At 67.3% G+C, this 24,822-nt stretch carries 19 protein-coding genes; 2 read left to right on the plus strand and 17 right to left on the minus strand.

Annotated elements, in window-relative coordinates; genetic code table 11:
- The coding region (locus B0G38_RS16940) for an HNH endonuclease (protein WP_264670493.1) at window positions 1-986 on the plus strand (986 nt) is incomplete at its 5' end.
- A gap of 103 nt (window positions 987-1,089) precedes the next feature.
- Here the strand turns inward: B0G38_RS16940 and B0G38_RS16945 are convergent.
- The 7 genes from B0G38_RS16945 to B0G38_RS16975 all read right to left on the minus strand — a co-directional run bounded on the left by B0G38_RS16945 (window position 1,090) and on the right by B0G38_RS16975 (window position 12,389).
- On the minus strand, window positions 1,090-2,544 hold the full coding sequence (locus tag B0G38_RS16945; protein WP_264670494.1) for an MFS transporter: 1,455 nt from the start codon (window positions 2,542-2,544) through the stop codon (window positions 1,090-1,092).
- The gene (locus B0G38_RS16950) at window positions 2,541-3,830 is read right to left on the minus strand and encodes a M20 family metallopeptidase (RefSeq protein ID WP_264670495.1); all 1,290 of its coding nucleotides are present in this window, start codon (window positions 3,828-3,830) and stop codon (window positions 2,541-2,543) included. Before B0G38_RS16950 ends, B0G38_RS16945 begins: the two co-directional genes overlap by 4 nt.
- Window positions 3,831-5,075: an aminotransferase-like domain-containing protein gene (locus B0G38_RS16955; protein ID WP_264670496.1), complete on the minus strand. Its 1,245-nt coding sequence runs from the start codon at window positions 5,073-5,075 to the stop codon at window positions 3,831-3,833.
- Between the two features lie 11 nt (window positions 5,076-5,086).
- Window positions 5,087-6,268: a M24 family metallopeptidase gene (locus B0G38_RS16960; RefSeq protein ID WP_264670592.1), complete on the minus strand. Its 1,182-nt coding sequence runs from the start codon at window positions 6,266-6,268 to the stop codon at window positions 5,087-5,089.
- A 166-nt stretch (window positions 6,269-6,434) separates the two neighbouring features.
- The gene (locus B0G38_RS16965) at window positions 6,435-7,949 is read right to left on the minus strand and encodes an NAD-dependent succinate-semialdehyde dehydrogenase (RefSeq protein WP_264670497.1); all 1,515 of its coding nucleotides are present in this window, start codon (window positions 7,947-7,949) and stop codon (window positions 6,435-6,437) included.
- On the minus strand, window positions 7,946-11,098 hold the full coding sequence (locus B0G38_RS16970) for an FAD-binding and (Fe-S)-binding domain-containing protein (protein ID WP_264670498.1): 3,153 nt from the start codon (window positions 11,096-11,098) through the stop codon (window positions 7,946-7,948). The genes B0G38_RS16965 and B0G38_RS16970 overlap by 4 nt, the downstream gene beginning before the upstream one ends.
- Before the next feature lie 7 nt (window positions 11,099-11,105).
- Complete coding sequence (locus tag B0G38_RS16975; RefSeq protein WP_264670499.1) at window positions 11,106-12,389, minus strand: aspartate aminotransferase family protein; 1,284 nt, start codon at window positions 12,387-12,389, stop codon at window positions 11,106-11,108.
- Between the two features lie 65 nt (window positions 12,390-12,454).
- On the opposite strand from B0G38_RS16975, the gene B0G38_RS16980 reads away from it, so the two are divergent.
- Entirely contained in the window at window positions 12,455-13,447 is a 993-nt protein-coding gene (locus tag B0G38_RS16980; RefSeq protein WP_264670500.1) for a D-2-hydroxyacid dehydrogenase, read from the plus strand.
- 77 nt (window positions 13,448-13,524) lie between these two features.
- On the opposite strand, the gene B0G38_RS16985 is transcribed toward B0G38_RS16980, so the two are convergent.
- The 10 genes from B0G38_RS16985 to B0G38_RS17030 form a co-directional block, all read right to left on the minus strand.
- Window positions 13,525-14,397, minus strand: coding sequence for a PRC and DUF2382 domain-containing protein (locus B0G38_RS16985; protein ID WP_264670501.1), 873 nt, complete (start codon window positions 14,395-14,397; stop codon window positions 13,525-13,527).
- 75 nt (window positions 14,398-14,472) lie between these two features.
- Entirely contained in the window at window positions 14,473-15,129 is a 657-nt protein-coding gene (locus tag B0G38_RS16990) for a DUF3618 domain-containing protein (RefSeq protein ID WP_264670502.1), read from the minus strand.
- Window positions 15,126-15,575, minus strand: coding sequence for a phage holin family protein (locus tag B0G38_RS16995; protein ID WP_264670503.1), 450 nt, complete (start codon window positions 15,573-15,575; stop codon window positions 15,126-15,128). Before B0G38_RS16995 ends, B0G38_RS16990 begins: the two co-directional genes overlap by 4 nt.
- Window positions 15,575-16,345, minus strand: coding sequence for a hypothetical protein (locus tag B0G38_RS17000; RefSeq protein ID WP_264670504.1), 771 nt, complete (start codon window positions 16,343-16,345; stop codon window positions 15,575-15,577). Before B0G38_RS17000 ends, B0G38_RS16995 begins: the two co-directional genes overlap by 1 nt.
- Before the next feature lie 244 nt (window positions 16,346-16,589).
- Window positions 16,590-17,888: an acyl-CoA dehydrogenase family protein gene (locus B0G38_RS17005; protein WP_264670505.1), complete on the minus strand. Its 1,299-nt coding sequence runs from the start codon at window positions 17,886-17,888 to the stop codon at window positions 16,590-16,592.
- Complete coding sequence (locus tag B0G38_RS17010) at window positions 17,885-19,279, minus strand: LLM class flavin-dependent oxidoreductase (RefSeq protein WP_264670506.1); 1,395 nt, start codon at window positions 19,277-19,279, stop codon at window positions 17,885-17,887. The genes B0G38_RS17005 and B0G38_RS17010 overlap by 4 nt, the downstream gene beginning before the upstream one ends.
- Window positions 19,276-21,063, minus strand: a complete 1,788-nt coding sequence (locus tag B0G38_RS17015; RefSeq protein WP_264670507.1) for a dipeptide ABC transporter ATP-binding protein — start codon at window positions 21,061-21,063, stop codon at window positions 19,276-19,278. The genes B0G38_RS17010 and B0G38_RS17015 overlap by 4 nt, the downstream gene beginning before the upstream one ends.
- Before the next feature lie 3 nt (window positions 21,064-21,066).
- A complete protein-coding gene (locus tag B0G38_RS17020; protein WP_264670508.1) occupies window positions 21,067-22,002 on the minus strand; it encodes an ABC transporter permease in 936 nt (311 codons plus the stop codon).
- Entirely contained in the window at window positions 21,999-23,009 is a 1,011-nt protein-coding gene (locus tag B0G38_RS17025; protein ID WP_264670509.1) for an ABC transporter permease, read from the minus strand. The genes B0G38_RS17020 and B0G38_RS17025 overlap by 4 nt, the downstream gene beginning before the upstream one ends.
- A complete protein-coding gene (locus tag B0G38_RS17030) occupies window positions 23,006-24,640 on the minus strand; it encodes an ABC transporter substrate-binding protein (RefSeq protein WP_264670510.1) in 1,635 nt (544 codons plus the stop codon). Before B0G38_RS17030 ends, B0G38_RS17025 begins: the two co-directional genes overlap by 4 nt.
- Between the last annotated feature and the right edge of the window lie 182 nt (window positions 24,641-24,822).

Genomic DNA, 24,822 nt, shown 5'->3' on the forward strand with positions numbered 1-24,822 from the left:
TCCTCGCGGCCCTGACGAAGGAGGCCGACCGGTTGAAGGCGCAGGGCGATGAACGTGGCCGGGGCCAGCTGATGGCCGATATCCTCGTCGAACGCGTCACCGGTCAGCCGGCCGAGAACCCCGCGAAAATTGAAGTCCAGCTGGTCATGACCGACCGCACCCTGTTCCAGGGCGATACCGAGCCGGCGCACCTGGCCGGGTACGGCATCGTCCCCGCGCAATGGGCCCGCGACCTGCTCCGCACCGGCGACACCAACACCGACAACGCGAACGGCATCGAGACCGAGACCGGGACCGACAGTGACAGTGTCGGCACGGACAGCATCGACGCCGGGAACGGCAGCACAGATCACCCCGCGGTCGGCAATCCGATAAAGGGCGCCGACGAAGGCAAGATCGTCACCCGCGCAGCGGATGCCGCCAACGGGGACGGCGCTGCCGGTTCCGGCCCGCCAGACACAGGTGGAACCACCGGTACGGCGACCGGGCCGCCAAACTCGGAGCGAAGAGCCTCCGGCGATAAAGAAGATGTGGAAGTCTGGGTGCGCCGGCTCTACACCGCGCCAGGCACCGGACAGCTGCTCGGCATGGATTCGCGGGCACGGTTGATGCCGGCCGGAATGCAGCGCATGATCCAGGCTCGGGACCAGCTCTGCCGCACACCCTGGTGCGACGCACCGATCCGCCACCACGACCACGTCGTGCCCTGGCGCGACGCCGGGGTGACCAGCGAACTCAACGGGCAAGGGCTATGTGAAGCTTGTAACCTGGCGAAGGAAACTGAAGGCTGGCACGCCCAAAGGATCCCCGGACCGCGGCACACCGTCGAAACGACCACCCCGACCGGACACACCTACCAATCCACCGCACCAGCGCTACCCGGCACCCCACCGGCGACGGAGCAGGCGGACGAGACACTGGAGCCGTTCTCAGTCTTCGAGCAGGCCCTGGGCCGCATCGACTTCATCTACCGGCGCGCAGCCTGAGCCAGTTCCGTTCAGGTTTCCCGGGTCAGAGCCGGTAAGCGACAAGCGGGACCCCGGGCAAAACCGGAGCCCCGCTTTGAGATGGTGCCGGAACATTACCTGACTAGGCTTGGTAGCTCGCCCGGCGGGCCTCGGCATCCTCGCGGTTCTGCTCAACATAAATAGGCTTCGGGGCGCCCAAGGACTCCGGAACGCCAGGCAGTTCCTCGCCACGCAAAGTAGCCTGCGAAGTCTCGCGCATGCACAGGATGCTAATAAAGCCGATGAGTCCCGCGATAGCCATGTACCAGCCCGGCACCAACTGATTGCCGGTGGTCTCGATCAACTGGTTGGCCACGGTCTGCGACGGCCCCGCGAAGAACGCAGTGGAGAAGTTGTAGCCGATGGCGAAGCCGCTGTACCGCACATAGGTCGGAAACAGTGCCGGCAGGGTCGAGGAGACGGACGAAACCAGAATCACCAACAGGATGCCAAGCACCGCCAGGCCGACGAACTGCAGGAGCAGGCTGGGCGTGCCCAGCAGCATGATCGACGGGACGGACAGCAGCATATAGCCCACTGCCGCCACGAGCAGCAGCGGCTTTCGGCCAATGCGGTCGGACAGCGCTCCCATGGGCGGGATAGCCACGAGCATCAGCGCCATGATCGCCACGAGCATCCAGTTGCCTTGCGCCGTGCTGTGTCCAAGCTGGCCGCTGAGATACGTGGGCATGTAGCCAAGGATCAGGTAGAACGCCACGTTCAGCAGGACAACGAAACCGGCCAGGACCAGGATCTGGCGCCAGTTGTTGACCAGCACATGCCGAAGCGGCGAGCGGGTGGTTTCGGCGTGCTGGGATGCCTCGGTGAAGACAGGGGCCTCACCCAGCCGCGTCCGAATCCACAGTGCAGTCAGGCCGAGCGGAATGGTGAGCAGGAACGGCAGGCGCCACCAGCCGTCCTCCATACCTTGGTCGCCGACCAATGTGATCAAGGTGGTGCAGACAACGGCGGCGAGCATGAAGCCCACAGTGGTGCCGAACTCCAGGAAGGAGCCCAGGAACCCGCGGCGGCGGTCCGGCGCGGACTCGGCCATGTAGACGGCAGCGCCGCCGTACTCGCCACCCGCGGAAAAGCCCTGCACCAGGCGGCACACGAGCAGCAGGATCGGGGCGAGGACGCCCACCGTGCTCAAGGTCGGCAGCAGACCGATGGCGCCGGTGGCCAGTGTCATCATCAGCACCGTCAGGACCATGACCTTCTGCCGGCCCACCTTGTCGCCCAGCGGGCCAAGGATGATGCCGCCGAGCGGCCGGACGAGGAAGGACAGCGCCAAGGTGGCCAGCGTCAGCGTGACGCCCAGGCCGCCGTCGCCTGCTTCGGAACCGAAGAAGTTAACGGCCATGTAGATGGTGAGGTAGCCGTAGACGCCGTAGTCGAACCACTCCACGGCATTACCGAGGGCGGAACCGAGGATGGCACGATGGAGCGTTTTCTTGGCTTCCGGCGTCGTCGGCTCGGATCCTGGCGCGAGCTGCTGCTCCGGATAATCATTTCGTATTGGCTCGGAACGGGTCACGGGCGTTCTCCTTCTAGGAGCGATTTTTTCGAATCCGGCATGTCGTCGACCGTATGCCTCAGGGAGCGCAGGCACAATAATGCGAAAGTACGTGCGGCTGTGGTAAGTTCCGCCAGCCCTACGGACTCATCAATCTGGTGCGCCTGGTCGTTGAGACCGCCCGGCCCCAGCACGATTGCCGGGATGCCGTAGTCCCTGACGATGAAGCCGCCGTCGCAGGCCGCAGTCCAGCCGCTGATGCGCGTTTCTCCGCCAGCGGCCAGTACGCTGTTCACTGCGGCGGAGACCAGCGGATGGTCCTGCGGGGTCCGGAAACCGGGCATCTGCATGGTGAGTTCGGCGTCGACGCTGATGCCGTCCGTATCGATGCCGGCTTCACGAATCCGGTGCAGCAAGCGGGCCAGAATGTCCTCGGGATCATCGTCGGGCATCAGCCTGCGGTCCACGGATATATGGCAGGACGGTGCCACCATCGAGGTGCCTTCGCCGCCGTCGATGCGCCCGACATTCCAGGTGCCGCTGCCCAGCAGCGGGTCCTGGTCCTGCTGGAGCGCGTCGTGGTCGGCCCGGATCAGTTCGCAGATCCGGGCGGCGGCGCTGATGGCGTTGCGCCCATCGGCCGGGCGGCCCGAATGCGCCGGCTTGCCGGTGATCTCCAGTTCAATGTAGCTGTCGCCGCGGCAGGCGATGACGGTTTCCATATCGGTGGGTTCAGCCACCACACATCCGAGGTAGCTGTGCGGCAGTCCGCGCGCCGTCAGGGCGCGGATGCCCAGGCCGAGATCCTCCTCGTCCACCGTGCAGACCAAGGTGACAGGGCCCGAAAGTACGACGCCGGAGCGCTTCAATGCGGCCATCGCACCGACAACTGCTGCCAGTCCGCCCTTCATATCCGTGGAGCCGCGACCGTACAACCGGCCGTTTTCGGCTACCGCTTCGAACGGCGGCCGGGACCAGCCGGGCCCAGCCGGGACGACGTCCGAGTGGCCCAGGAACATCAGGCCTGGCCCGAGCGCCGATTTCCTGTCCGGCGGGAGCAGCGTCACGAGAATGTTCGGACGATCCGGAGCCACCGGCTGGATGTCCACGTCGAAGCCAAGGCGCGTGGCCTCGGCTTCGAGCACGGCCACCGTGGCGAGCTCGGTGCCGCCGGGGTTCTCGCCGCCGGCGTTCACCAGCTTTTCCGCCATGGCGATGATCTCATCCAGCCGGATATGGTCGAGGACTTCCTGTTCGTCCCGGGTGGGCGCCAGGGCGAACGCGTTGACGCCGAGAGCGGCCGGCATCTACCGCGCCCCGGAGGATGCAGCCGTACCGAAGGACAACTCCGACCTCGCCTTGTCCAGAGCGTTGGTGAGGCGTTCGACGCCAACCTCGATCCGCTCCGGCGAGCAGGAGGCGAAGCAGACCCTGAAGGCGTCCGTGAACCGTCCGGTGGGGGACAGGGCCGGGCCCGGGATGAATGCCACGCCTTCCGCCAGCGCGATGTCGAACAGCCGTTGCGTATTGATCTTCGCGTCCTCGCCCTGAAGCGTGACCCAGAGGAAGAAGCCGCCGTCGGGATTAGTGGTACGCACACGGTCACCCAAGTGGCGTTCGATGCTGGCGAGCATCGCGTCGCGGCGGCTCTGGTACTCCGTGCGCAGCCAGTTCAGGTGGTCGTCGAGTCCGCCGCGCAGGATGAATTCGGCAACCAGATGCTGGGCCGGAACGTTGGTGCAGGTGTCCATGGCCTGCTTGGCGTTGATGACCAGGCGCTGGAGTTCGGGGTCCGTTTCCACCCAGCCCACGCGCAGGCCGGGAGCCAGGATCTTGGAGAAGGTCCGGACCGAGAAGATCAGCGGGTCGTTCGGGCTGAGCTGGTTGAACGTGGGCAGGTCTTCGCCCTCGAAGCGCAGGAGCCCGTAAGGGTCGTCGTCGATGATGACCGCGTTCCAGCGGTGAGCCAGTTCCAGCAGCCGCTTGCGGCGGGGCAGCGAGAGCGTGGTGCCGGAGGGGTTCTGGAAGTTCGGAATGGTGTAGATGGCCTTCGGGGTGCGCCCCGAGGCGGCCACCAGGGCTTCCAGCTCCTCGACGATCATGCCGTCGTCGTCAACGGGTACTTCCAGCAGCTCGGCGCCGTAGCTCATGGCGGTGGCCGAACCGTTGGTGTAGGTGGGGCTTTCCACCACCACCAGGTCGCCCGGGTCCACGAAGATCTTGCAGGCCAGGTCCAGGCCCTGCATCCCGCCCGAGGTGATGGTGATGCGTTCGCGCGCGGTGGGGTCCGCCGTCGTTGCTAGATAATCGGTGAGCGTGTCAAGCAGGTGCGGTTCGCCCTCGGTTGCGCCGTAGGTGTAGGAGGACGCGTCGTAGACAGCCGCGGGAACGTTGTTGAACAGCTCCACCGGGACGGCTTCTTCCGCGGGCGCACCCATGGCGAACCGCACGATGTCGTGCGTCTGCTTGGCCAGCAGCGAGGTGCTGGAGTCGATGACCGAACCCACGAGGTGGTCGGCCCGTTCGGCGAGGGGGAGGTCTCGGATTGACATAAGGGTGTTTCCTAGCTGTTGATGGGGAGGAGTCCGCGCTTGTAGGTGGTGAACGTCTCCACCCCGGTAGCGGTCACGCGGATGGATTCGGAGAGGCCGTAGCCGTAGTTGTCCATCCACATGCCGCAGATCAGGTGGAAGGTCATGTTTTCGGCGAGGATGGATTCTTCTTCGCTGCGGATGCTGATGGTCCGCTCTCCCCAGTCCGGCGGGAAACCGACGCCGATCGAGTAGCCCAGCCGCGAGTCCTTCTCATAGCCGTACTCGAAGATGGTGCGGTTCCAGACGGCAGCGACCTCGCGCACGGGAACGTCGGCGCGGATGACATCGAGCATGGCGTTCAGGCCCTCACCGGTGGCATCGGCAAGCCTGCTGAGTTCGGCGGAGGGCTCGCCCAGCGAGAAGGTGCGGTTCAGCGGCACGTGGTAGCGCTGGTAGGCTCCTGCGAGTTCGACGACGACGGGCTCGCCCTCCTCCAGCCGGTCCTCGCTCCAGGTCAGGTGCGGGGTGTCGGCCGACTCGCCGGTGGGCAGCAGCGGCACGATCGCCGTGTAGTCGCCGCCGAATTCCTCGGTGCCGCGGATCTGCGCCTCGGTGATGGCCGCGGCGATATCGCACTTGCGGGCGCCTGGCCTGATGGCCTCTTCGGCGGCGGCCATGGCGCTGTTGGTGATCACGGCGGCCTTGTGCATCAGCTGGATTTCCGCGGGGGATTTGATGGACCGCACCCAGTTGACCAGTTCAAAGGAGTCCACCAGCGTCCACTCGGGAATGGCGTTGACCAGCGCGCGGTAGGCCTTCGGCGCGAAGAAGTGCGAGTCCATTTCGAGCCCCACGCAGCCCTTGGCCGCCGGGGCAATCAGGTGGCGCTCGCGCAGGGCGAAGGCTACCCAATCGAAGGGGTGGATGTGCGGGCGGTGCACGTAGCTCTCCGGGTAGCCGACGATGCTCTCCGGCGCCAGCCACGAGGTGCGGAAGGCTCCGCTGGCGTCCATCTGCCGGCTGAACAGGATCATGTCGCCCTCGGCGGGCACGAAGACCAGCTGCGGCGTGTAGAAAGACCAGGCGTTGTAGCCGGTCAGGTAGTAGATGTTCGCCGGATCAGTCACGAGCAGGGCGCTCAGGCCCTGCTCAGCCATGCGCAGCCGGACCGCTGCGAGGCGTGCCGCGTACTCTTCGGTGGTGAAGAGCATGCGGGCCGTGCCGTTTACGTTCACTGAAGCTCCTTGCAAGCGTGGGTGGTCCACGTCACAGTAATTAGTAGATTGTCAACAATATACAAGGAGTTGCGGCCGGGTACAAGGGGTTTGGGCCCATTGGCCCCGGCCGGCTACTCCCCGAAGCGGAGCTGCGGGAAAATCAGCTCTTCGGTACTGCCATGTACTTGTATTCGAGGAACTCCTCGATGCCCACGCGGCCGCCCTCGCGCCCCAGCCCGGAGGCCTTCACGCCGCCGAACGGGGCGGCCGGATTGGAGACAATGCCGGTGTTCAGCCCGACCATACCGACCTCCAGCGCGTCGCCCATCCGGAAGCCGCGGTCCACGTCCTGCGTGAAGACGTAGCCCACCAGGCCCCAGGGGGTGTCGTTGGCCATCTGCGTGACCTCATCCTCGGTGTCGAAGGGGACCACGGGCGCCACCGGGCCGAAAATCTCCTGGCTCATCAGGTCCGAGGCCGGGCTGACGTCGGAGAGCACGGTGGGCGTGTAGAAGTAGCCGGGGCGCTCGGGCCGCGAGCCGCCACAGACCACCGTGGCGCCCTTATACACCGCGTCGTCCACCAGTTCCTGGACCTTAACCAGAGCTTTCTCTTCCACCAAGGGCCCGACGTCGGTGCCCGGCTCTGCGCCGTCACCCACCTCGAGTGCGCCAAGACGTGCGGCGAGGCGCCGCGCGAACTCGGCGGCGACGGAACGCTGGACGAACATCCGGTTGGCCGCGGTGCAGGCCTCGCCCATGTTGCGCATCTTCGCCGCGACGGCGCCCTCGACCGCCCGGTCCAGGTCCGCGTCTTCGAAGACGATGAACGGTGCGTTGCCGCCGAGCTCCATGGAGGAACGCATGACGTGTTCGGAGGCCTGCTGCAGCAGCTTCACGCCCACTTCGGTCGAACCGGTGAAGGAGACCTTGCGGGCGATGCCGCTGGCCATCCAGGGAGTGACCACCGAGGAGGCCTTGGTGGTGCAGACAACGTTGACCACGCCCATGGGCAGCCCGGCCTCGACCAGGATGTCCACCAGAGCCAGCGATGACAGCGGGGTCAGGTTGGCGGGCTTGAACACCATGGTGCAGCCGGCGGCAATGGCGGGACCGATCTTGCGGGTACCCATGGCCAGCGGGAAGTTCCACGGCGTGACCAGCACACAGGGGCCAACCGGTTCCTTGGAGACCAGAATGCGGTTCTTGCCGTCGCCGGTAGTGGTGACATCCCCGCCGATCCGCACGGCCTCCTCGGAGAACCAGCGGAAGAACTCCGCAGCGTAGGCTACTTCGCCCTTGGCCTCGGCGAGGGGCTTGCCCATTTCGGTGGTCATGATCAGGGCCAGTTCGTCCTGCCGGGCCATGATGAGGTCGTAGGCGCGGCGCAGGATCTCGCTGCGCTCGCGGGGCGCGGTCTTCGCCCACTGCTTCTGTACGCGGCCGGCGGTCTCGATGGCCCGCTGCGCATCTTCCGGGCCACCGTCGGCGACGGTGGCGATGACTTCTTCGGTGGCGGGATTGACTACGTTGAAGCGGGCGCCGGAGGCGGACTCGGTCCATTCGCCGTCGATAAATACGCCCGTGCTGACGCGGGAGATGGCGTCGAGCGCCTGCTGGGAGGTGCGCGCGTTGCCTGCGGTGCTGCCGCGGGACTGGGTGATGTCAGTGGTCATGGGAGGTCCTTTTTGTTGATTGGTTCGGAGTCGAGGTCAGTAGTGGGATCGGTCTTGGGGCCGGTGGCTGACGGTGCGCCGGGGTCCAGGAGTTGCGCCAGGTGGCGCCCGGGTCTGGACTTGTCGAGCTGGTTGACCTGCATGGCGCAGGAGAAGCCGTCCGTGAGGACCACGGTCTCGGCTCCGCTGCCGCGCAGGGCCGGGGCCAGCGAGTGCTCGGCGACCTGCATGCTCACGTCGTAGTGCTCCTTTTCGAAGCCGAAATTGCCAGCCACGCCGCAGCAGCCGGAGGCATCGGTCACCCCGGTGATGCCGACGGCGGCCAACGCCTGGCGCTGGATGCCGGCGCCGAAGACGGAGTATTCGTGGCAGTGTGTCTGCAGCACCACTTCCTCCGGCAGGTCCCGGGCCGGTGCCGGCAGTGAACCGGCTTCGGCGAGCTCGTTGACGTGCGCGGCGAAACTGCGCACCCGGGACGCCACGCGGCGGGCCTGCTCGGTGTGTACCAGTTCGGGCAGGTCCTTGTGCAGGGCCGCGGCGCAGCTGGGTTCGACGACAACGATCGGCCGGTCGGTGCCGTCGTCGAGCGCTTCGGCGGCCTTGCCCAGCAGCTTCTTGGCGGTGTCCAGCTGGCCGGTTGAAATCCAGGTCAGCCCGCAGCAGGCGTCCGCCGAGCACTCGGTGCGTTCCCCGGTGCCGGTCAGCACCCGGGCCGCTGCGCCGGCAACTTCGGGCCGGAAGCCGCGGGTGAAGGTATCCACGAAGAGCACGACGCCGGAATCCGGGTCGGTACCGTGCCGGGCCCCGCCGCCGTGAGCTGAACCAGCGGTGACGGACGCACGACGCCGGGCCCCGCCGTCGTAATTCCACGGGGGAAGGACGCCGGCGGCGGCGACTTCGCGCTGCCAGTCCAACCCGCCGGCGAACTTCGGCAGGGCACGGCGGGTGGTGAGCCCGCCCAGCGCGGCGGCCAGTTTGCCCAGCGGCGTGGCCAGCACGGCGTTGACCAGCGGCGCGATGCGGCCGGTGATTTTGAGCCAGCGCGGCAGCCAGCCGAGCGAGAAGTGCGAGAGCGGGCGCAGCCGCCCTTTATAGTAGTGGTCGAAAAACTCGGACTTGTAGGTGGCCATGTCCACGCCGACCGGGCAGTCGCTGGAGCAGGCCTTGCAGGACAGGCACAGGTCCAGCACTTCGCGGACCTCCTTGGACTTCCAGCCTTCCTCGACGGTGCGGGCGCCGCGAACCATGTCCTGCAGGACGCGGGCGCGGCCGCGGGTGGAGTCCTTCTCGTCCCGCGTGGCGCGGTAGCTCGGGCACATGACTCCGCCGGAATCGGTGCGGCACTTGCCCACGCCGATGCAGCCCTGGACGGCGTGGACCCACGGATCCGTGCCGCTGCCGCCGGCGTCGGACGGGCTGTCGGTTTCCGCCGTCGAGCCGCCGCCGCTGCCGATCGGGCGCAGATCGAAGCTGGTGCGCCATTGCCGCTGCGGCACGCCCTCGAGCGCAAGGTGCTCATCGATCGGATCCGGGTCGGTCAGCGATCCCGGGTTGAGGATGCCTGCCGGGTCCCAGATCCGCCGGTACGCGCTGAACGCGTCGAGCATCCGCGGCGAGTACATCACCGGGAGCAGCTGCGAACGGGCGCGGCCGTCGCCGTGCTCGCCGGAGAGCGAGCCCCCGTGCAGGACAACCAGTTCGGCAGCCCTGCGCGAGAAGCGGCGGAACACCTCCCGGCCTTCCTCGGTGCGCAGGTCGTAGGTGATGCGGATGTGCATGCAGCCCGCCCCGAAGTGCCCGTACATCACACCCTGCAGGCCGAACTCGGCCAGCAGTTCGCGGAAGTCCGCCAGGTAGTCGGCCAGCTTCAAGGGCGCGACAGCGGAATCTTCCCAGCCGGGCCAGGACTCGCCGCCGGTGGAGAGCCGTGAGGAGAGCCCGGCGCCGTCCTCGCGGACACGCCAGAGCGAAGCGCGGGCCGTGGTGTCGGGGACCGCGCGGCCGTCAACCAGGCGGCCGTTCTCCTTGAGCCGGGTCAGCAGCCGGTCCGCTTCCGCGGCGACCTCGTCCGGATCTTCGCCGTCCAGGTCCACATACAGCCAGGCCTTGCCGTCGGGCAGCCCGAGGACGGCGTCCTCGCCGCGGCGGAAGCGCATGGTGTCGACGATGGCCTCGTCAATGCCCTCCACCGCCGCGGGGGAAAATTCAAGGATGGTTTCGAGGTCGCGGGCCGCCTCGACCACGTCGGTATAGCCGAGGCAGACCAGCAGCGCGCTCGCCGGCTTGGGCACGAGCTTCATCCGCGCCCCGGTCACGATCGCACAGGTGCCCTCGGAACCGACCAGCGCGCGGGCGACGCTGAAGCCGTTTTCGGGCAGCAGGTTGGCCAGATGGTAGCCGGATACCTGGCGCTGGATCCGGCCCAGCTCCATGCGGAAGTCGGCCAGATGGGTGTGCGCAAGTTCCCGCAGTGACCCGGTGATTGCGGCGGCGCGCGCAACAGATGTCTTGTCCGCAGGGTCCGTGGCGCGCAGCCCGGTGGCAGTGGCGGTGAGCCGGGCGCCGTCGGAAGTAACGACGTCGAGCTCCACCACGTGGTCGGAGGTCCGTCCGTAGCGTACGGAGTGGTTCCCGCAGGCGTCGTTGCCCAGCGCCCCGCCCACGGTGGCGCGGGTTTTCGACGACGGGTCCGGGGCAAACGTGAATTTGCCGCCCGTGGCCTTCTCCACCTCGCGGGAGAGGACGGCGAGCACCACGCCGGGATCGACGGCGACGGTGCCCGCGGCCTCGTCGATGGTATGGATCCGGTTCATGTGGCGGGAGAAGTCCAGCACCACACCGGGCCCGATGGCGTTGCCGGCCATCGACGTTCCCCCGCCGCGCCCGATCAGCGGCGTCCCCGTTTCGCGGCACGCCGCCACCACAGCGGCGACGTCGTCCGCGGTACGCGGAAACACCACGGCCAGCGGCGGCACCCGGTAGTTGGAGGCGTCGTAGGAGTACTCGGCCAGCCGGCGCGGCGAACTGTCCGCGGAAACGCCGGCCGCGGCGAGGCGCGCCAGCACCGCCGGCTGCCGGTCTGCCGCCGGGCTGCCAGGCAGGCGGCGCGCGTCCGCCTGCCCGGTTGCGGGAAGAACTGCTTCGGTCATCGGGGGATCAGGCTCCCGTTCCTGCTCCGGCGGGAACGACACCGACGACGGCGCCGACGGCGGCCTCGAAACGCTCCAGTCCGGTGCTGATTTCGTCGGCGGTGACCACCAGGGCGGGAATCAGCCGGACCACGTTGCCGGCAGGGCCGCAGGTCAGGGACAGCAGGCCCTGCGCGGTGGTGGCCTGCTGGACCGCGGCGGCGGTCTTGGCGTCCGGGGTGCCGTCCTCGGCGGTGAACTCGATGCCCTGCATCAGGCCCAGGCCGCGGACGTTGCCGATCACCGGGAAGCGGTTCTGGATCTCCTTCAGGCCGGCCTGCAGCTGCTCGCCGCGGATCCGGGAGTTCTCCACCAGGCCCTCCTCCTCGACCACTTCGAGCGTGGCCACGCCGGCCGCGGCGGAAACGGCATTGCCGCCGTACGTGCCGCCCTGCGAGCCGGGCCACGCCTTGGACATGGTCTCGGTGGAAGCCGCGATGGCGGAGATCGGGAAGCCCGAGGCGATGCCCTTGGCGGTAATCAGGATGTCCGGGGTGGCGGTGGAGTACTGGTGGCCCCAGAACTTGCCCATCCGGCCCACGCCCGCCTGCACCTCGTCGAAAATCAGCTGGATGCCGTGCCGGTCGGCGCGCTCGCGCAGGCCCTCCATGAAGGCCGGGGGAGTGGGCAGGTAGCCGCCGTCGCCCAGCGCCGGTTCGATCAGGAACGCGGCCGTGTCATTGGGGGCGGTGCGGGTCTGCAGCAGGTAGTCCAGTTCCTGCAGCGCGAACGCGACGGCGGTGGCTTCGTCCCAGCCGTAGCGATAGGCATAGGGGAAGGCGGACATGTGGACGCCGGCCATCAGCGGCGCGAAGCCGGCGGAGAACTTGGTGCCGGCCGTGGTCAGCGAGGCGGCGGCGACGGTGCGGCCGTGGAAGCCGCCCTGGAAGACCACAATGTTGGGCCGGCCGGTGGCCATGCGGGCCAGGCGAATGGCGGCCTCGACGGCCTCGGAGCCGGAATTTGCGTAGAACACGGAGTCCAGCCCCGCGGGGAGGACTTCGCCGAGCTTCTCGGTCAGCTCCAGCAGCGGCTTGTGCATCACGGTGGTGTACTGGGCGTGGATGATCTTGCCCACCTGTTCGCGCGCGGCCTCCACAACCTTCGGGTGGCAGTGACCGGTGCTGGTCACGCCGATGCCGGTAGTGAAATCCAGATAGTCCTTGCCGTCGGTGGCATGGATCCACGAACCGAGGGCGTGGTCGACGACGATGGGCGTTGCTTGCTTGAGCGCGGGGCTAAGAGAGGTCATGCCACCTATGGTGCAGGTCACACCTGTTTATTGTCAACAATCCTCTTATCGCGTAGCGTGGAGGCGTGACTAATCGTGATTCCAGCTCCCGTCCCCGCGTTGTCATTCTCGCTGCGGAGGGCCAGCCCAGCCCCTACAATCTCGACGAAATCAAGGCGCGCGCCGACGTCGTTATTACTGATGCGGCCGGTCTTCCGGAAGCCGCCCGCGGGGCCGATGTTTTGTTCCTCTGGGACTTTTTCTCCGCGGCGCTGGGCGAGGCCTGGCCCAATGCGGACGCGCTGAAGTGGGTGCACGTGGCGGCGGCCGGGGTGGACGCCATGATGTTCGACGAGCTGCGGGCTTCGGAGGTGCTGGTCACCAACGCCCACGGCACGTTCGACCGGCCCATCGCCGAGTTCGCGCTGGCCTCCATCCTCGCCCACGACAAGCAGTTGCACCTGAGCAAGCGCCTGCAGCAACAGTCCGTCTGGCAGCACCGCGAGCTCACCCCGACCGGCGGTTCGTGTGCGCTGGTAGTGGGTACCGGCGGGATCGGTCGCGCCACCGCCCGGCTGCTGCGCGCCGTCGGGATTGAGGTCCGGGGAGTCGGCCGGACCGCAAGGGATAACGACGGCGACTTCGGCACCGTGGTGCCAAGCGCGGACCTGGCCGAACACGTCGGCTGGGCGGACCACGTGGTGCTGATTGCACCGCTGACCGAGCAGACCCGCCACATGATGAACGCCGAAGTCCTGGCGGCCATGAAGCCGAGCGCGCATCTGGTCAACGTCGGCCGCGGCGCGCTGGTGGATGAGGCCGCGCTGGTTGAGGCGTTGCGCGACGGCCAGATCGCTGCCGCTTCGCTGGATGTGTTCGAGGAAGAGCCGCTGCCGGCCGAGCACCCGTTCTGGGCGATGGAGAACGTGCACATCTCGGCGCACATGTGCGGGGACGTGATCGGTTGGCGCGAGGCACTGGCTGACCAGTTCCTGCAGAACCTGACCCGCTGGACCGCCGGGGAGCCATTGGCCAACCTGGTGGACAAGGATCGCGGCTACGTCAGCTCGAGCCACTGACATTGGCATGCCGGTGCGGACGGCGGGTATGTTCCTGCCGCCCGCACCGGTTACCGTGACCTAATTGTCAGCAGACCTCAGCGAAGCCGGCCGTTGTCATCGCCATCGGTCTCGATCTGCTCCTTGCGGACTTCCTCGCTGACCGTTTCCTGATCCGTGACCGTCTCCTTGTCGAGGCGGACCCGCTCCACGGGCACGGTTTCCTTTTCGACCACGGGACGTTCCTCGCGCAGGACTACCTCGTGCTCTTCTTCGCTGAGGTCCGGCCCGTCCAGAGCATCGCCGGCGTTCGCGTCCGTGATGGGCTCGCGCTCCACCCGGACTTCTTCCCGGCTGACCGGCACGGTTTGCGTCACGTTCTCGGTGACGATGTACTTGCGCAGCCGGGCACGTCCGGTCTCACGGCTTTCGGTGCCGACATGGAGCTGCTCTTCGGAACGAGTCATGGCGTCGTCGGTGGTCGGACCCGACGTGTCATGCCCGACCGCGCCGCGCGAGCCCGTTGCGTCGTCGTAATCTCCTGTTCCGACAGTCCGCGTGCCGGCATCGGTTCCGGTGGTGCCGGTGTAGCTGTCGGCGCCCACGCCCGTGCCCACGCCTGCGGTTCCGGAGGTTCCGGTGTAGGCGCCGTTTGCCCCGAGACCGTAGTGCTCGAAGAGGCGGTCCTCTTCGGTTTCACTGAGGTGCCCGTCCGGATCCACGCGCGGGGCGTCCTTGACCTGGTCCTTGGTGTAGGGGACACGGATATCGTCGCCGTCTACCGTCGCCTCGGCCAGGGGGACGAAGGACTCTGACGTGCCGAACAGGCCCGTTTTGACGGTCGCCCAGCTCGGATCTTCGGTCCTGTCATCCAGGTACAGCTGCCCGATGGAACCGATCTTGTTCCCCGCGGAATCAAGCACGTTGGATCCGTTGCCGGCCAGTCGGTCAATGTTTTCTTTGGTGATCATGTCATTTCCTTTGTTTCCGCCGGGCACAGCTGTCCTGTGCCCGGATCTATGGGCGGTTTGTTGGGAGGTGCCTGCCTAGAAGCCCGTTGGACGGCTGGCGTCGGCGGTGGTCGCGGAGCCTGAACCCGTGTCCTTGACCTTGGACTTGGCATCCTGCGCGCGCTCCTTGACATCCGAGGCGGCGCCCGCGCTCTCTTCCTTCACCCTGCCGGCAGCATCCTGCGCCGAGCTTTTGACCGACTCCATGGCTTCCTGGGCCGGGCCCTTCATGTCCTGCGCTACCTGCTTGGCAGCATCGGTCAGCTCGGTTTTCAACGGTTCTGCCTTTTCCTTCAGGGCAGTTGCTGCTTGCTGCTCCTTCTGGCTTGCGGGTATCAGGGAGGAGATCAGCATGCCCGCACCGAAGGCGATGAGGCCGGCTGCCATGGGGTTGCCGCGGGTTTTCTCGGCGACCTGATGCGGAGCGTTCTGGACCGTTTCGCCGGCATGCTGGGCAGTATGGGAAACAGATTCTCCGGCCTCGTGCATTCCGGATTTTGCCGAGCCGGTGGTGTTGTCGGCCGCGCCCATGATGCTGGTTTTGACCTGGTTCATCTTGTCCCGGACTTTCTGGCCTTGCCGGTGCGCGATGCTGGAAGGGGTGACCTTCTCCGCCAACGCATCGACGTCGGAACCTAGTTCTGCACGGGTCCGTTCAATATCTTCGCGGATCTCTTCCGGTGACTGGCTCATGGGGTCTCCTCACCTGGTTTCAACGTCGGGGGAATTTCCTTGATGGTTTCAGCGGTCTGCGGCATGCCGCGGACGGTCTTCATTTCCTTCTTGCCCTTGGCGGCGAGAACGGCCGCAATAAACGCCCAGATCACCGCGACGATCACGGCCGACCAGGCCATGCTGATCCAGAGGGTCAGTGCAAGCATCAACGCGATGGAGCGGAAGACCAGGACAAAGTGCCCGGCCACGCCTGCGCCGGCGAGCATGCCTGCGCCCTTGCCTGCCTTGGTTCCTGATTCTTTGAGTTCGGCTTTGGCCAGCTCGACTTCCTGGCGCATGAGCGTTGAAACGTCGCGGCTGACTTCGCTCAGGATGTCGCCCAAGGACGAGTTCTGTGCCCTCACCTCCGCTTCGGTCGGTGGAATCTCGTAGGCGTGGGAGCCGGTTGAGTTCGGCTGTGTCATTAGAGCGCGTGCCTCCGTTCAGGATCGGTGCTTACCGGTGGGGTGCCGGGAGGAAGGGTGGGCTCCGTCGCCCAAGGGTCGCCGAAAGGATCTCCCGTAACCGGTGCCGAAGTACCGGTGGTGCCGACTGTGGGCTCGGCTGCCGGCGGGGCGGGAGTGGTCCTCGGGCTCGAAGCGGGAGTTCCTGCTCGCGGGCCGGACTGCGAATCCGAATGTGCCCCGGTGATGCCACGGGTCAGCCGGCCCGCCAACAGTCCTGCCCCAGCGGCAACCGCCAGAAAGGCACCGGGTCGCTTGCGGGCAAAACCCGTGACTTCCTGAAGCAACGACCCCGGGTCGCGCGCTTCGAACCAGCCCGCCACATCGCCGGTCCTCCGCGCCGCCTGGTCAACCAGGTTGGCCGCAGCCCCGGAATTCTCCGATGCCTGCGACATCGAGCGCAATTCTTCGCTCAGCGACCGCAGTCCTTCGGCGACCCTCTGCTGCTGCGTTCCGGCCTGGTCCTTCAGGTTCGAACCCAGTTCGCTGACCAGGTTCTTTGCATGGGTGCCGGCCTCCTGGGCCACGGCCTTGGTCTCTTCAACCGCGGTGCCTGCAACCTGTTTACCGGCGCTGGCCCCCTCTTTGGCGACGTTCTTCGCTTCGTCTTTGGCCGCCGTCGTTGTGGATGAGCTGCCGGTTGATGTGTGGCCGGTGGCCGTTTGGCTGTTCTGAATCGCGAGATTCTCCGTGCCGGGCGCCTCCGGATCCTGCCAGTTCTGCGTTGTCATAGTTGTTACTCCAATGCTTGATGAACTAGTTGCCGTCAGTCCCCCTGAGGACATGCCGTGCCGATTTCTCCTGCTTACGGTGTAAGTTCATGCTAAGCATGCTTAGTAAAGGGGTGCAATGATGTCCCCACAATTGGCGCTCAGGTTTTTTGCGGAAGGGCCGGAAAACAACGACGGCGGAAGTGCTTGCCGGGTTGGGCAACCCGGCAAGCACTCCCGCCAACCTGTGGTGATTCTCCTGCTGTCAGACGGTTCCGGATCGCCAGACAAACTCGGGGATGGTGCCGTTGATCTTCCAGTCGCCGACCACGCGGGACTTATAGACCACGGGGTTGTGCGAAGAGATGACCCGGGCGTTGCGCCAGTGGCGGTCCAGTTGCAGGTCGGACTTTGTGGCGGATGCGCCCAAGGCATCAAACAACGACGACGACGCGCGCTGCGCGAGGTCGGTCACCACGATCTGGGCCTGGGACGAGCCGAACTCCACCTGCAGGACGGCTTCCTCGAACGAAGGACTCTCTGCGCCCTGGGCCGCGGGGCGGACGTCGAAGGCCTCCTGCAGCAGTTCGGCGACCCGCAGCGTGGCTGCCTCTGCCGCGAAGGCCTGGGCCGAAATCTCGCCCACGATCTGCTGGACCTGGATGTCCTCGCCGGGCCGGACGCCGTTGCCGTGGCTGAACACCCGGGTGCGCTCGCGGACCGCTTCGGAAACGTCGCGGACCACGCGCTGGGTGATGCCGGCCAAGGTGGCTACGTGGATGAGCTGGTAGACGCCGGTGGCGTACGGCGCCTGCTCAGTTTCCACCAGGACATCGGAGGCGGGGACCGCTACGTTGTCGAAAACCGTAGTTCCGGAGGCGGTCAGGCGCTGCCCGAAGCCGTCCCAGTCGTCGCGGATGGTGACGCCCGGCGCATCCGCGCGGACCAGGGCGATGATGTCCCGGCCGTCCGCCGTCCGGGCACCGGTCTGGATCCAGTCCGCATAGAGGCTGCCGGTGGTGTAGTACTTGGTGCCGTTGACGCGGAAGTTTTCGCCGTCCGGCTCGATGGTGGTGCCCACGCCGCCAACCGCCACGGGGCCGGTTTCGGTCCAGGCGTTGCCCAGGATCTGGCCTTCGCCCACCCGACGCAACCACTCGGCGTCGTTCCTGTAGAGCCGCCCCTCCACAAAGGCGATGTGCGAGCGCAGGGCCTGGGCGAGGTTGGATTCCGCGGCCGCCAGCTCGATCAGCAACCGGAAGAACTGCACCGCGGTGGCCCCGTCGCCGCCGAACTCCCGCGGCACCCGGACCGCGCCGAAACCGGCCGCCGCCAGATCGCGGATCTGCAGGTGTAGTAGCACCCTGTCCGTTTCGCGCCCGGCGGCCCCGGCCGCGATGGACTCGAAGACCGGCCGGTACTTGGCCGCCAGCTCGGCGAAGGTCGGGGCTGCGTCGACCGGCACAGAGCCGACGGGAGCGGCGGAAGACGGCGCGGCTCCCGAAGACCGGAGCGGCGCGGTTGCCGAAGAGCGGAGCGGCGCCGTCGTCTGGATGGCACTCATACGGTGATCTCCTCACGGCTGAAAGCGCCGCGGTAGGCGGCGCCGGGATGGGTGGTTGGCAGCAGCGGGCCGTTGCCTGGGAAGAGCCGTTCGCGCAGCGTGCGCTCGGACTCCGAGTACGCGGTGCGGTAGCGGCCGCGCTTCTGCAGTTCGGGGACCAGGAGTTCGACGACGTCGGTGAACGTTCCGGGGGAGAGGAACTGGACAATGTTGAAGCCGTCCACGTCCGTGGCGTCCACAATCTCCTCGATCCGGTCCGCCACCTGCTCCGGCGTGCCGGCGATGAAGAATTCGTCGTTGCGCGGGTCGGAGAGCGTGTCGATCAGTTCGTGCGCGCGCTTGCGGCCCGCGCCGGTGGCGAACTCGGCCTCCATGGACTGCGCATGGTCGCGGCCCACGTACTGCAGGTACTCGTCCGTCTCCAGCGAGGCAACGTCGATCCCGGAGGAGCCGCCGAAGTGCACCAGATGGCCCTCGACGTCGCGCAGCCGCACTACCTCTTCGACCTTGCGCGCCACCTCGGCTTCGGTCTCGCCGAGCACGATGTTCAGCGAGGCCAGTGCCTTGACCGCGTGGCGTCCGCGTCCGGCGGCCTCGGCCCTCTCGCGCAGGTCCCGCACGTCCGCGGCCACGCGCTGCACGGTCCGCGAGCTGACGAAGACGGCTTCGGCGTGCCGGGCGGCGAAGTCCTTGCCGCGTTCGGAGGATCCGGCCTGGTAGATCACCGGAGTGCGCTGGAGCGAGGGTTCGGACAGGTGAGGCCCGTCCACCGTGAAGAACCGGCCGGCATGGCCGATCTCGTGCACGCCGTCGGTCTCGGTGTAGACCCGCCGCTCCCGGTCGCGCACCACGGCGCCGTTGTCCCAGGAACCCTCCCACAGCTTGTAGGAAACGTCGAGGTATTCCTCCGCGATGTCGTACCGGTCATCGTGCTTGATGTGCGCGGGCAGACCGAAGTTGCGCGCGGCGTCCGGCAGGTACCCGGTGACCACGTTCCATGCCACGCGCCCCTTGGTCAGATGGTCCAGCGTGCTCAGCCGCCGGGCATTGCCGAACGGCGGCTCGTAGGTGGTGGAGAACGTGACCGCGAAGCCGAGGTGCCGGGTCACAGCAGCCATCGCCGGGACCAGCAGGTACGGATCGTTGTTCGGCACCTGTAGTCCACGCTCGACGGCGGGATCCCGGCTGCCGCGGTACACGTCGTAGGTGCCGACCACGTCGGCCAGGAAGATGGCGTCGAACAGGCCGCGTTCCAGCAGTTGCGCGGTCTCGGTCCAGTACTCGATGTCCGTGTACTCATGCCGGCGGTTGTCCGGATGCACCCACAGCCCATGGTTGATATGGCTGACGGTGTTCATCTCGAAACCGTTGAAATGGATCTCTTTGCTCATGATGCCTCCTTGACGGTAAGTCCCGGGGCAGCCGCTACGTGGGCAGCCGGTTCTCGGGCGGGCAGTTCCGGCACGGCGGCCAGCAACTGACGGGTGTAGTCGGTCTGTGGGTTGGTGAATATGTCCGCGGCGGTGCCCGTTTCGACTACCTTGCCGTCCTTCATGACCAGGACATCGTCGCTGACGTGGTGGATTACGCCGAGGTCGTGGCTGATGAACAGGTAGCTCAGCCCGAGCTGTGACTGCAGATCCGCCAGCAGGTCCAGCACCTGCGCCTGGATGGATACGTCCAGGGCGGAGACCGGTTCGTCCAGCAGCAGCACGCGCGGCTGGAGGGCGAGCGCCCGGGCGATGGCCACGCGCTGGCGCTGCCCGCCGGACAGCGTGAGCGGGCGCCGGTTGAATAACGACGGCGGCAGCCCCACCTGGTCGAGCAGCGTCACCGCCCGCTCGGTGCGGTCGCCGGACGTGCCGATGGAGCCGGCCTCCAGCGCGTCGGTGATGACCCGGCCGACGCTGAAGCGCGGGTCGAAGGAACTCAGCGGGTCCTGGTTGACCAGCTGGATGTCCGGGCGGTGCCGGCGTCGTTGTTCCTCGGAGACCTGGTCCGCGCCGGTGCCGGACCAGGCGAAGCCGCCGAGGGTCACGCTGCCCGCGTCCGGTTGGGTCAGCCCCAGGGCGATCCGCGCGGTGGTGGACTTGCCGGAGCCGGATTCGCCCACAATGCCCAGCGTCCTGCCGCGCTCCAGCGTGAAGGAAACGCCGTCCACGACGGTGCGGCGGGTTCCGCCGGGACCGGGGTAGGACTTGACCAGGTCCCGGGCCACGATGGCCGGCGCCGTTTCGGAGAATTCCGTGGCCCGGCCGGGACTGCCGGAAAGCGAGGCAGCGGAGACGGGAGCGCCTGCGGAGAGCCTGCGGCCCTTGGCCGCGCCGGTGGGGATGGCGTTGATCAGCGCCCGGGTGTATTCGTGCCGCGGATTGGACAGCACTTCGGCGGCGCGGCCGGACTCGACGATCCGCCCGCCCTGCATGACGGCGACCTCGTCCGCCAGATGGGAGACGACGGCCAGGTCATGCGAGATGAAAACCAGCCCGCGGCCTTGTTCCTTCAGCCCCGCCAGCAGCTCCAGGATTTGCGCCTGCACCGTGGCATCCAGCGCGGTGGTCGGCTCGTCGGCGATCACCAGCTGCGGATTGAGCACGGTGGCCTGGGCGATCAGGGCCCGCTGGCGCAGCCCGCCGGAGAGCTCACCGGAACGCTGCTTGGCGCGCACTTCCGGATCCGGGATGCCCGCATCGAGCAGCGCCTGGTGCACCCGCTCCAGCCGTGCGGCCTTGCCCCGGACACCGTGCGCCCGCAGCGCCTCGTCGATTTCCTGGCCCACCGTGCGCAGCGGATCCAGCGAGACCAGCGCGTCCTGCAGCACGTAGCCGATGTCCTTGCCGCGTAGCCCGCGCCACTGCCGCTCGCCCAGCTTCAGCGCATTCCTGCCCAGCACCTCCAGCCGTCCGGCATTGACCTTGGCGTTGGCCGCGTTCAGGCCCACCAGCGTCCGGGCGGTGACCGTCTTGCCTGAGCCGGATTCGCCGACCAGTGCCAGGGCCTTGCCCGGTGCCAGCGCCAGCGAGACGTCCTTGACCACGTCCACCGTGCCTCGCGGCGTGGCGAAGGAAACATTCAGGCCTTCGATGTTGAGCAGCGAGTTGGCTTCGCCTGCGGAACCGGCGGGCACTGCGGAAGCCGTGCCCCCGCCGTCGTTGTTTGTGCGGTAATCAGTCATGTCCTAAACCTCTGCTTCGAGCCGCTGCTGCAGGTGACGCCCCACCACGGTGGTGGTCAGCGCGGCGAGGGTGATGAAGATGCCGGGGAAGGCGGCGATCCACCAGGCGATCTGGATGTAGTTGCGCCCGTCCGCCAGCATCGCGCCCCACTCGGCGGCCGGCGGCTGGGCGCCCAGGCCGAGGAAGCTCAGCGAGGAAGCCCAGACAATCGCCTGCCCCACGCCCAGGGTGGCCAGCACAAACAGCGGCCGGATCACGTTGGGAACGATGGTGTGCCACAGGATGTGCTGCCGGGATCGGCCCAGCGAGCGCGCGGTCTCCACATAGGGCGCGGCGATGACCTGCAGCGTCTGCGTGCGGAGCATGCGGGCGTAACCCGGGGCCGTGCCCACGCCGACGGCGATCGCCGCGGTGACCACGCCGGTGCCCGAAACGGCGATGACAATCAGCGCCAGCAGCAGGCCGGGGAAGGCGAAGAGGATCTCCACGAATCGGCAGATCGCCGAGTCCAGCCACTTGCCGGAGACCCCGGCGGTGATGCCGAGCAGTCCGCCGAGCACCAGCCCGATGGCGGTGGCGGCCAGCCCCAGCAGCAGGGACTGCCCGGTGCCGGCGATGACGCGGGAGAAGACGTCGCGCCCGTTCTGGTCGGTGCCGAAGAGATGCTCCGCGTTCGGCGCGGTGAAGGCGCCGGCCGGGTCGATGATGTAGGGGTCCTTGACCGTCAACAGCGAAGGAACGACGGCGGCCAGCACCAGGAAGGCCAGGACCGCCGCGGCAATCCACACGCCGATCGGGGTGCCGCGGAGGCCCCGCAGCACTGCGGCGAGCAGGCCGGTGGTGCGGGTCCGGCCACGGCCGCCGTCAGGCTGGTTGCCGGGCTGGCCGCCGCCGGGCAGCGGCGTCCGGGTGGTAGTGGGTTCAAGTGCCACGCTCATGCGCCGGCCCCCTTGTCATTGGTGCGGGGATCGATCACGCGGTACAGCACGTCGACCACCAGGTTCACGAGGATGTAGACCGTGGCGATGATGAACACCACGGCCAGGGTGATGGGCAGGTCCCGGTTGATGATGGCGTCCACCAGGGAGCGGCCCAGGCCGGGGCGGGCGAAGATGATCTCCGCGACCACGGCCGAGCTGACCAGCGAGCCGACCGCCCAGGCTGAGAGCGTCAGCCCCGGCAGGATGGCATGCCGCAGCGCGTGGCCCACGCGGACGGCCAGATCGGACAGGCCGCGGGCCCGTGCGGAGAGCACAAACGGCTGGGCCAGCGCCTCCTCGAAGGAGGAGCGGGTGACCTGGGCGATGAAGCCGGCCAGCGGAATGCCCAGCGCCAGGGCCGGGAGCACCAGGGACTTGAAGCCGTCGTCGCCGGCCACCGGGAACCAGCCCAGGATGACGGCGAAGACCACGGCCAGCATGATGCCCACCCAGAACGGCGGCAGCGCGGCGAAGAAGACCTCGATGCCGCGGCCTACGCCGTCCAGCACCCGGCCGCGTCCCACGGTCAGCAGGGTGAATGCCAGCGCGATGGCCCAGGCGAAGACCAGCGCCAGGCCGGCCAGCTGGAACGTGGGCAGGATCTGCGGGCCGAGGATGTCCAGCACCGGAACCTTGAACACGTACGAGGTGCCGAAGTTGCCGGTGGCCAGCCCTGCCAGGTAGTTGACGTACTGGAGGAGTACCGGCTGGTCCAGCCCGTACTGCGCCTCGACCGCGGCCACGGTTTCGGCGGACGGGGCGGCGCTGTGTCCGCCCAGGATGGTGGTGACCGGATCGCCGGGCACCAGACGCAGGACAAAGAACGTCAGCGTCACCGCGGCCCAGAGGACAAAGAGGCTGCCGGCCGCGCGCTTGAGGATCACCTGCCCCGTGGAGCCGGCTGTCGCCGTCGTTCGTGGAATTTCCGTATGCGAAGTGCGGGCTGTCTGCGTTGCCGTGCTCATGATGCGTTCACCGCCGTGACGTCGTAGATGTAGGGGAGGGACAGGCTCGGTTCCAGCGTCAGGTTGGCGAACCGGTCCTGGCGCAGGGCCAGCTGGCTGGTCTGGTTGTAGAGCGGAAGCTGGAGAGCGTTCTCGCTGACAATCTGCTGGGCCCGGTAGTACAGGTCGGCGCGGATGTCCGGATCATCGGTGGCCAGTGCCTCGTTGACGATCCTGTCGAACTCCTTGTTGCTGAAGCCGGAGCCATTGGGGACGAAGCCGGCGGACTTCATGTACTCGGTGGAGAAGACGATCCGCAGCACGTCCGCCGTGTTGGTGTTCCAGTAGCCGGCGCGCAGGTCGTATTCGAAGTTGTTGTACTTTTCCGACGACGACGCGAAGTCCTGGTTCTCGATCCGCACGTCAAAGCCGCGCTGCTTGGCGCTGGCCTGGATCTGCGTGACCAGTGCCGCGTGCGCCGTGGGCCAGGCCGCCGGGGTGTAGGGCAGGACCACGGTCAGCCGCTTGCCGTCCTTGGTCCGGTAGCCCTGCTCGTCCCGCCCGGTCCAGCCGGCCTCGTCCAGCAGCCGGTCCGCTTCTACCGGATCCGGGAGATAGGCGTCCTCGAACTCGGGCGAGTAGAAGCCGGTGGTGCTGGCCAGCGGTCCGCCGGCCTTGGTCACCGTCCCGAAATAGACACTGTCGATGCCGGCCTCCACATACACGCTGTGCAGGAACGCCTTGCGCACCTTGATGTCGTCGAACGGGGCGCGTGTGGTGTTGAGCATCAGGTTGGTCGGGTTGCCCGGCCTGTCCTGCAGCACCAGCTGCACCTTCTTATCCGCCTCCGCCTCGGCGAAATGCACCGACGGCATCAGGTCCAGCGCGTCCACCTGGCCTGCGCGCAGCAGGCCGTACCGGGTGGAATCCTCCGGCACGATCAGCCATTCCAGGTTCTTGATGTGCGCCGGACCCTGGTGCTGGGCGAACGGCGGGGCCGAGTTGTAGTCCTCATTGCGCACCAGCGAGACCTTGGACTGCGGAATGTAGTCCACAATCTTGTATGGGCCGGTGCCCACGGGAGAAATGCAGTTCTCCGCCTGCGGCCGCTTGAGCGCGGTGGGGGATTCGATGCCGAGGAACGGCTGGGCCAGCACTTCCAGGAAAGCCGCATACGGCCGGTTCAGGGTGACCCGCGCCGTGGTTTCGTTGATGACCTCGGTGCTCTCATAGGGCTTGAGGTAGCCGCCGGCGGTGCCGGACTGCGTGTCCGGATCCACCATGTGGTCCAGGTTCGCCTTGACCGCCTCGGCCGTGAACTTGGTGCCGTCGGTGAAGTAGACATCGTCGCGGACCGTGAAGGTATAGGTCAGTCCGTCCGCCGAGACCTCCCAGGACTCGGCCAGCCATGGCCGGATCTTGCCTTCCTTGTCCTGCGAGACCAGCGAATCAAGGTAGTTGGCGGCGAGCGACGCCTGCGGCATGTCCCCGTTGACGTGGGGATCCAGGCAGGAGATGTCCTTGCCGGTGGCGAAAACAAAGGTGTCGGCCTCATCGGGCTGGGCGCTCGCGGCGCCGCCGCAACCGGCCAGGGCCAGGACAACGACGGCGGCAAGGGCCGTGGGTGCCCAGGGGGCTTTGCGTAATGTCATGTTCTCGGGTTCTTCCGTCCGGCCCGTTAAACGGCTCGCCGGAGGCACCCGAACATTCGGGGACTGCACTCACCGGCTAGTGTTCAACGAAGCTTGCGTCGCCTCGTGGCAGTTACCGTCCTTTGGGGACGTACTGAGGAATCTACCGGCGCTTCCGAGGGCAGGAAATATTTCTGAACCGC

Source organism: Crystallibacter permensis (assembly GCF_025960875.1).
GTDB lineage: Bacteria > Actinomycetota > Actinomycetes > Actinomycetales > Micrococcaceae > Crystallibacter > Crystallibacter permensis.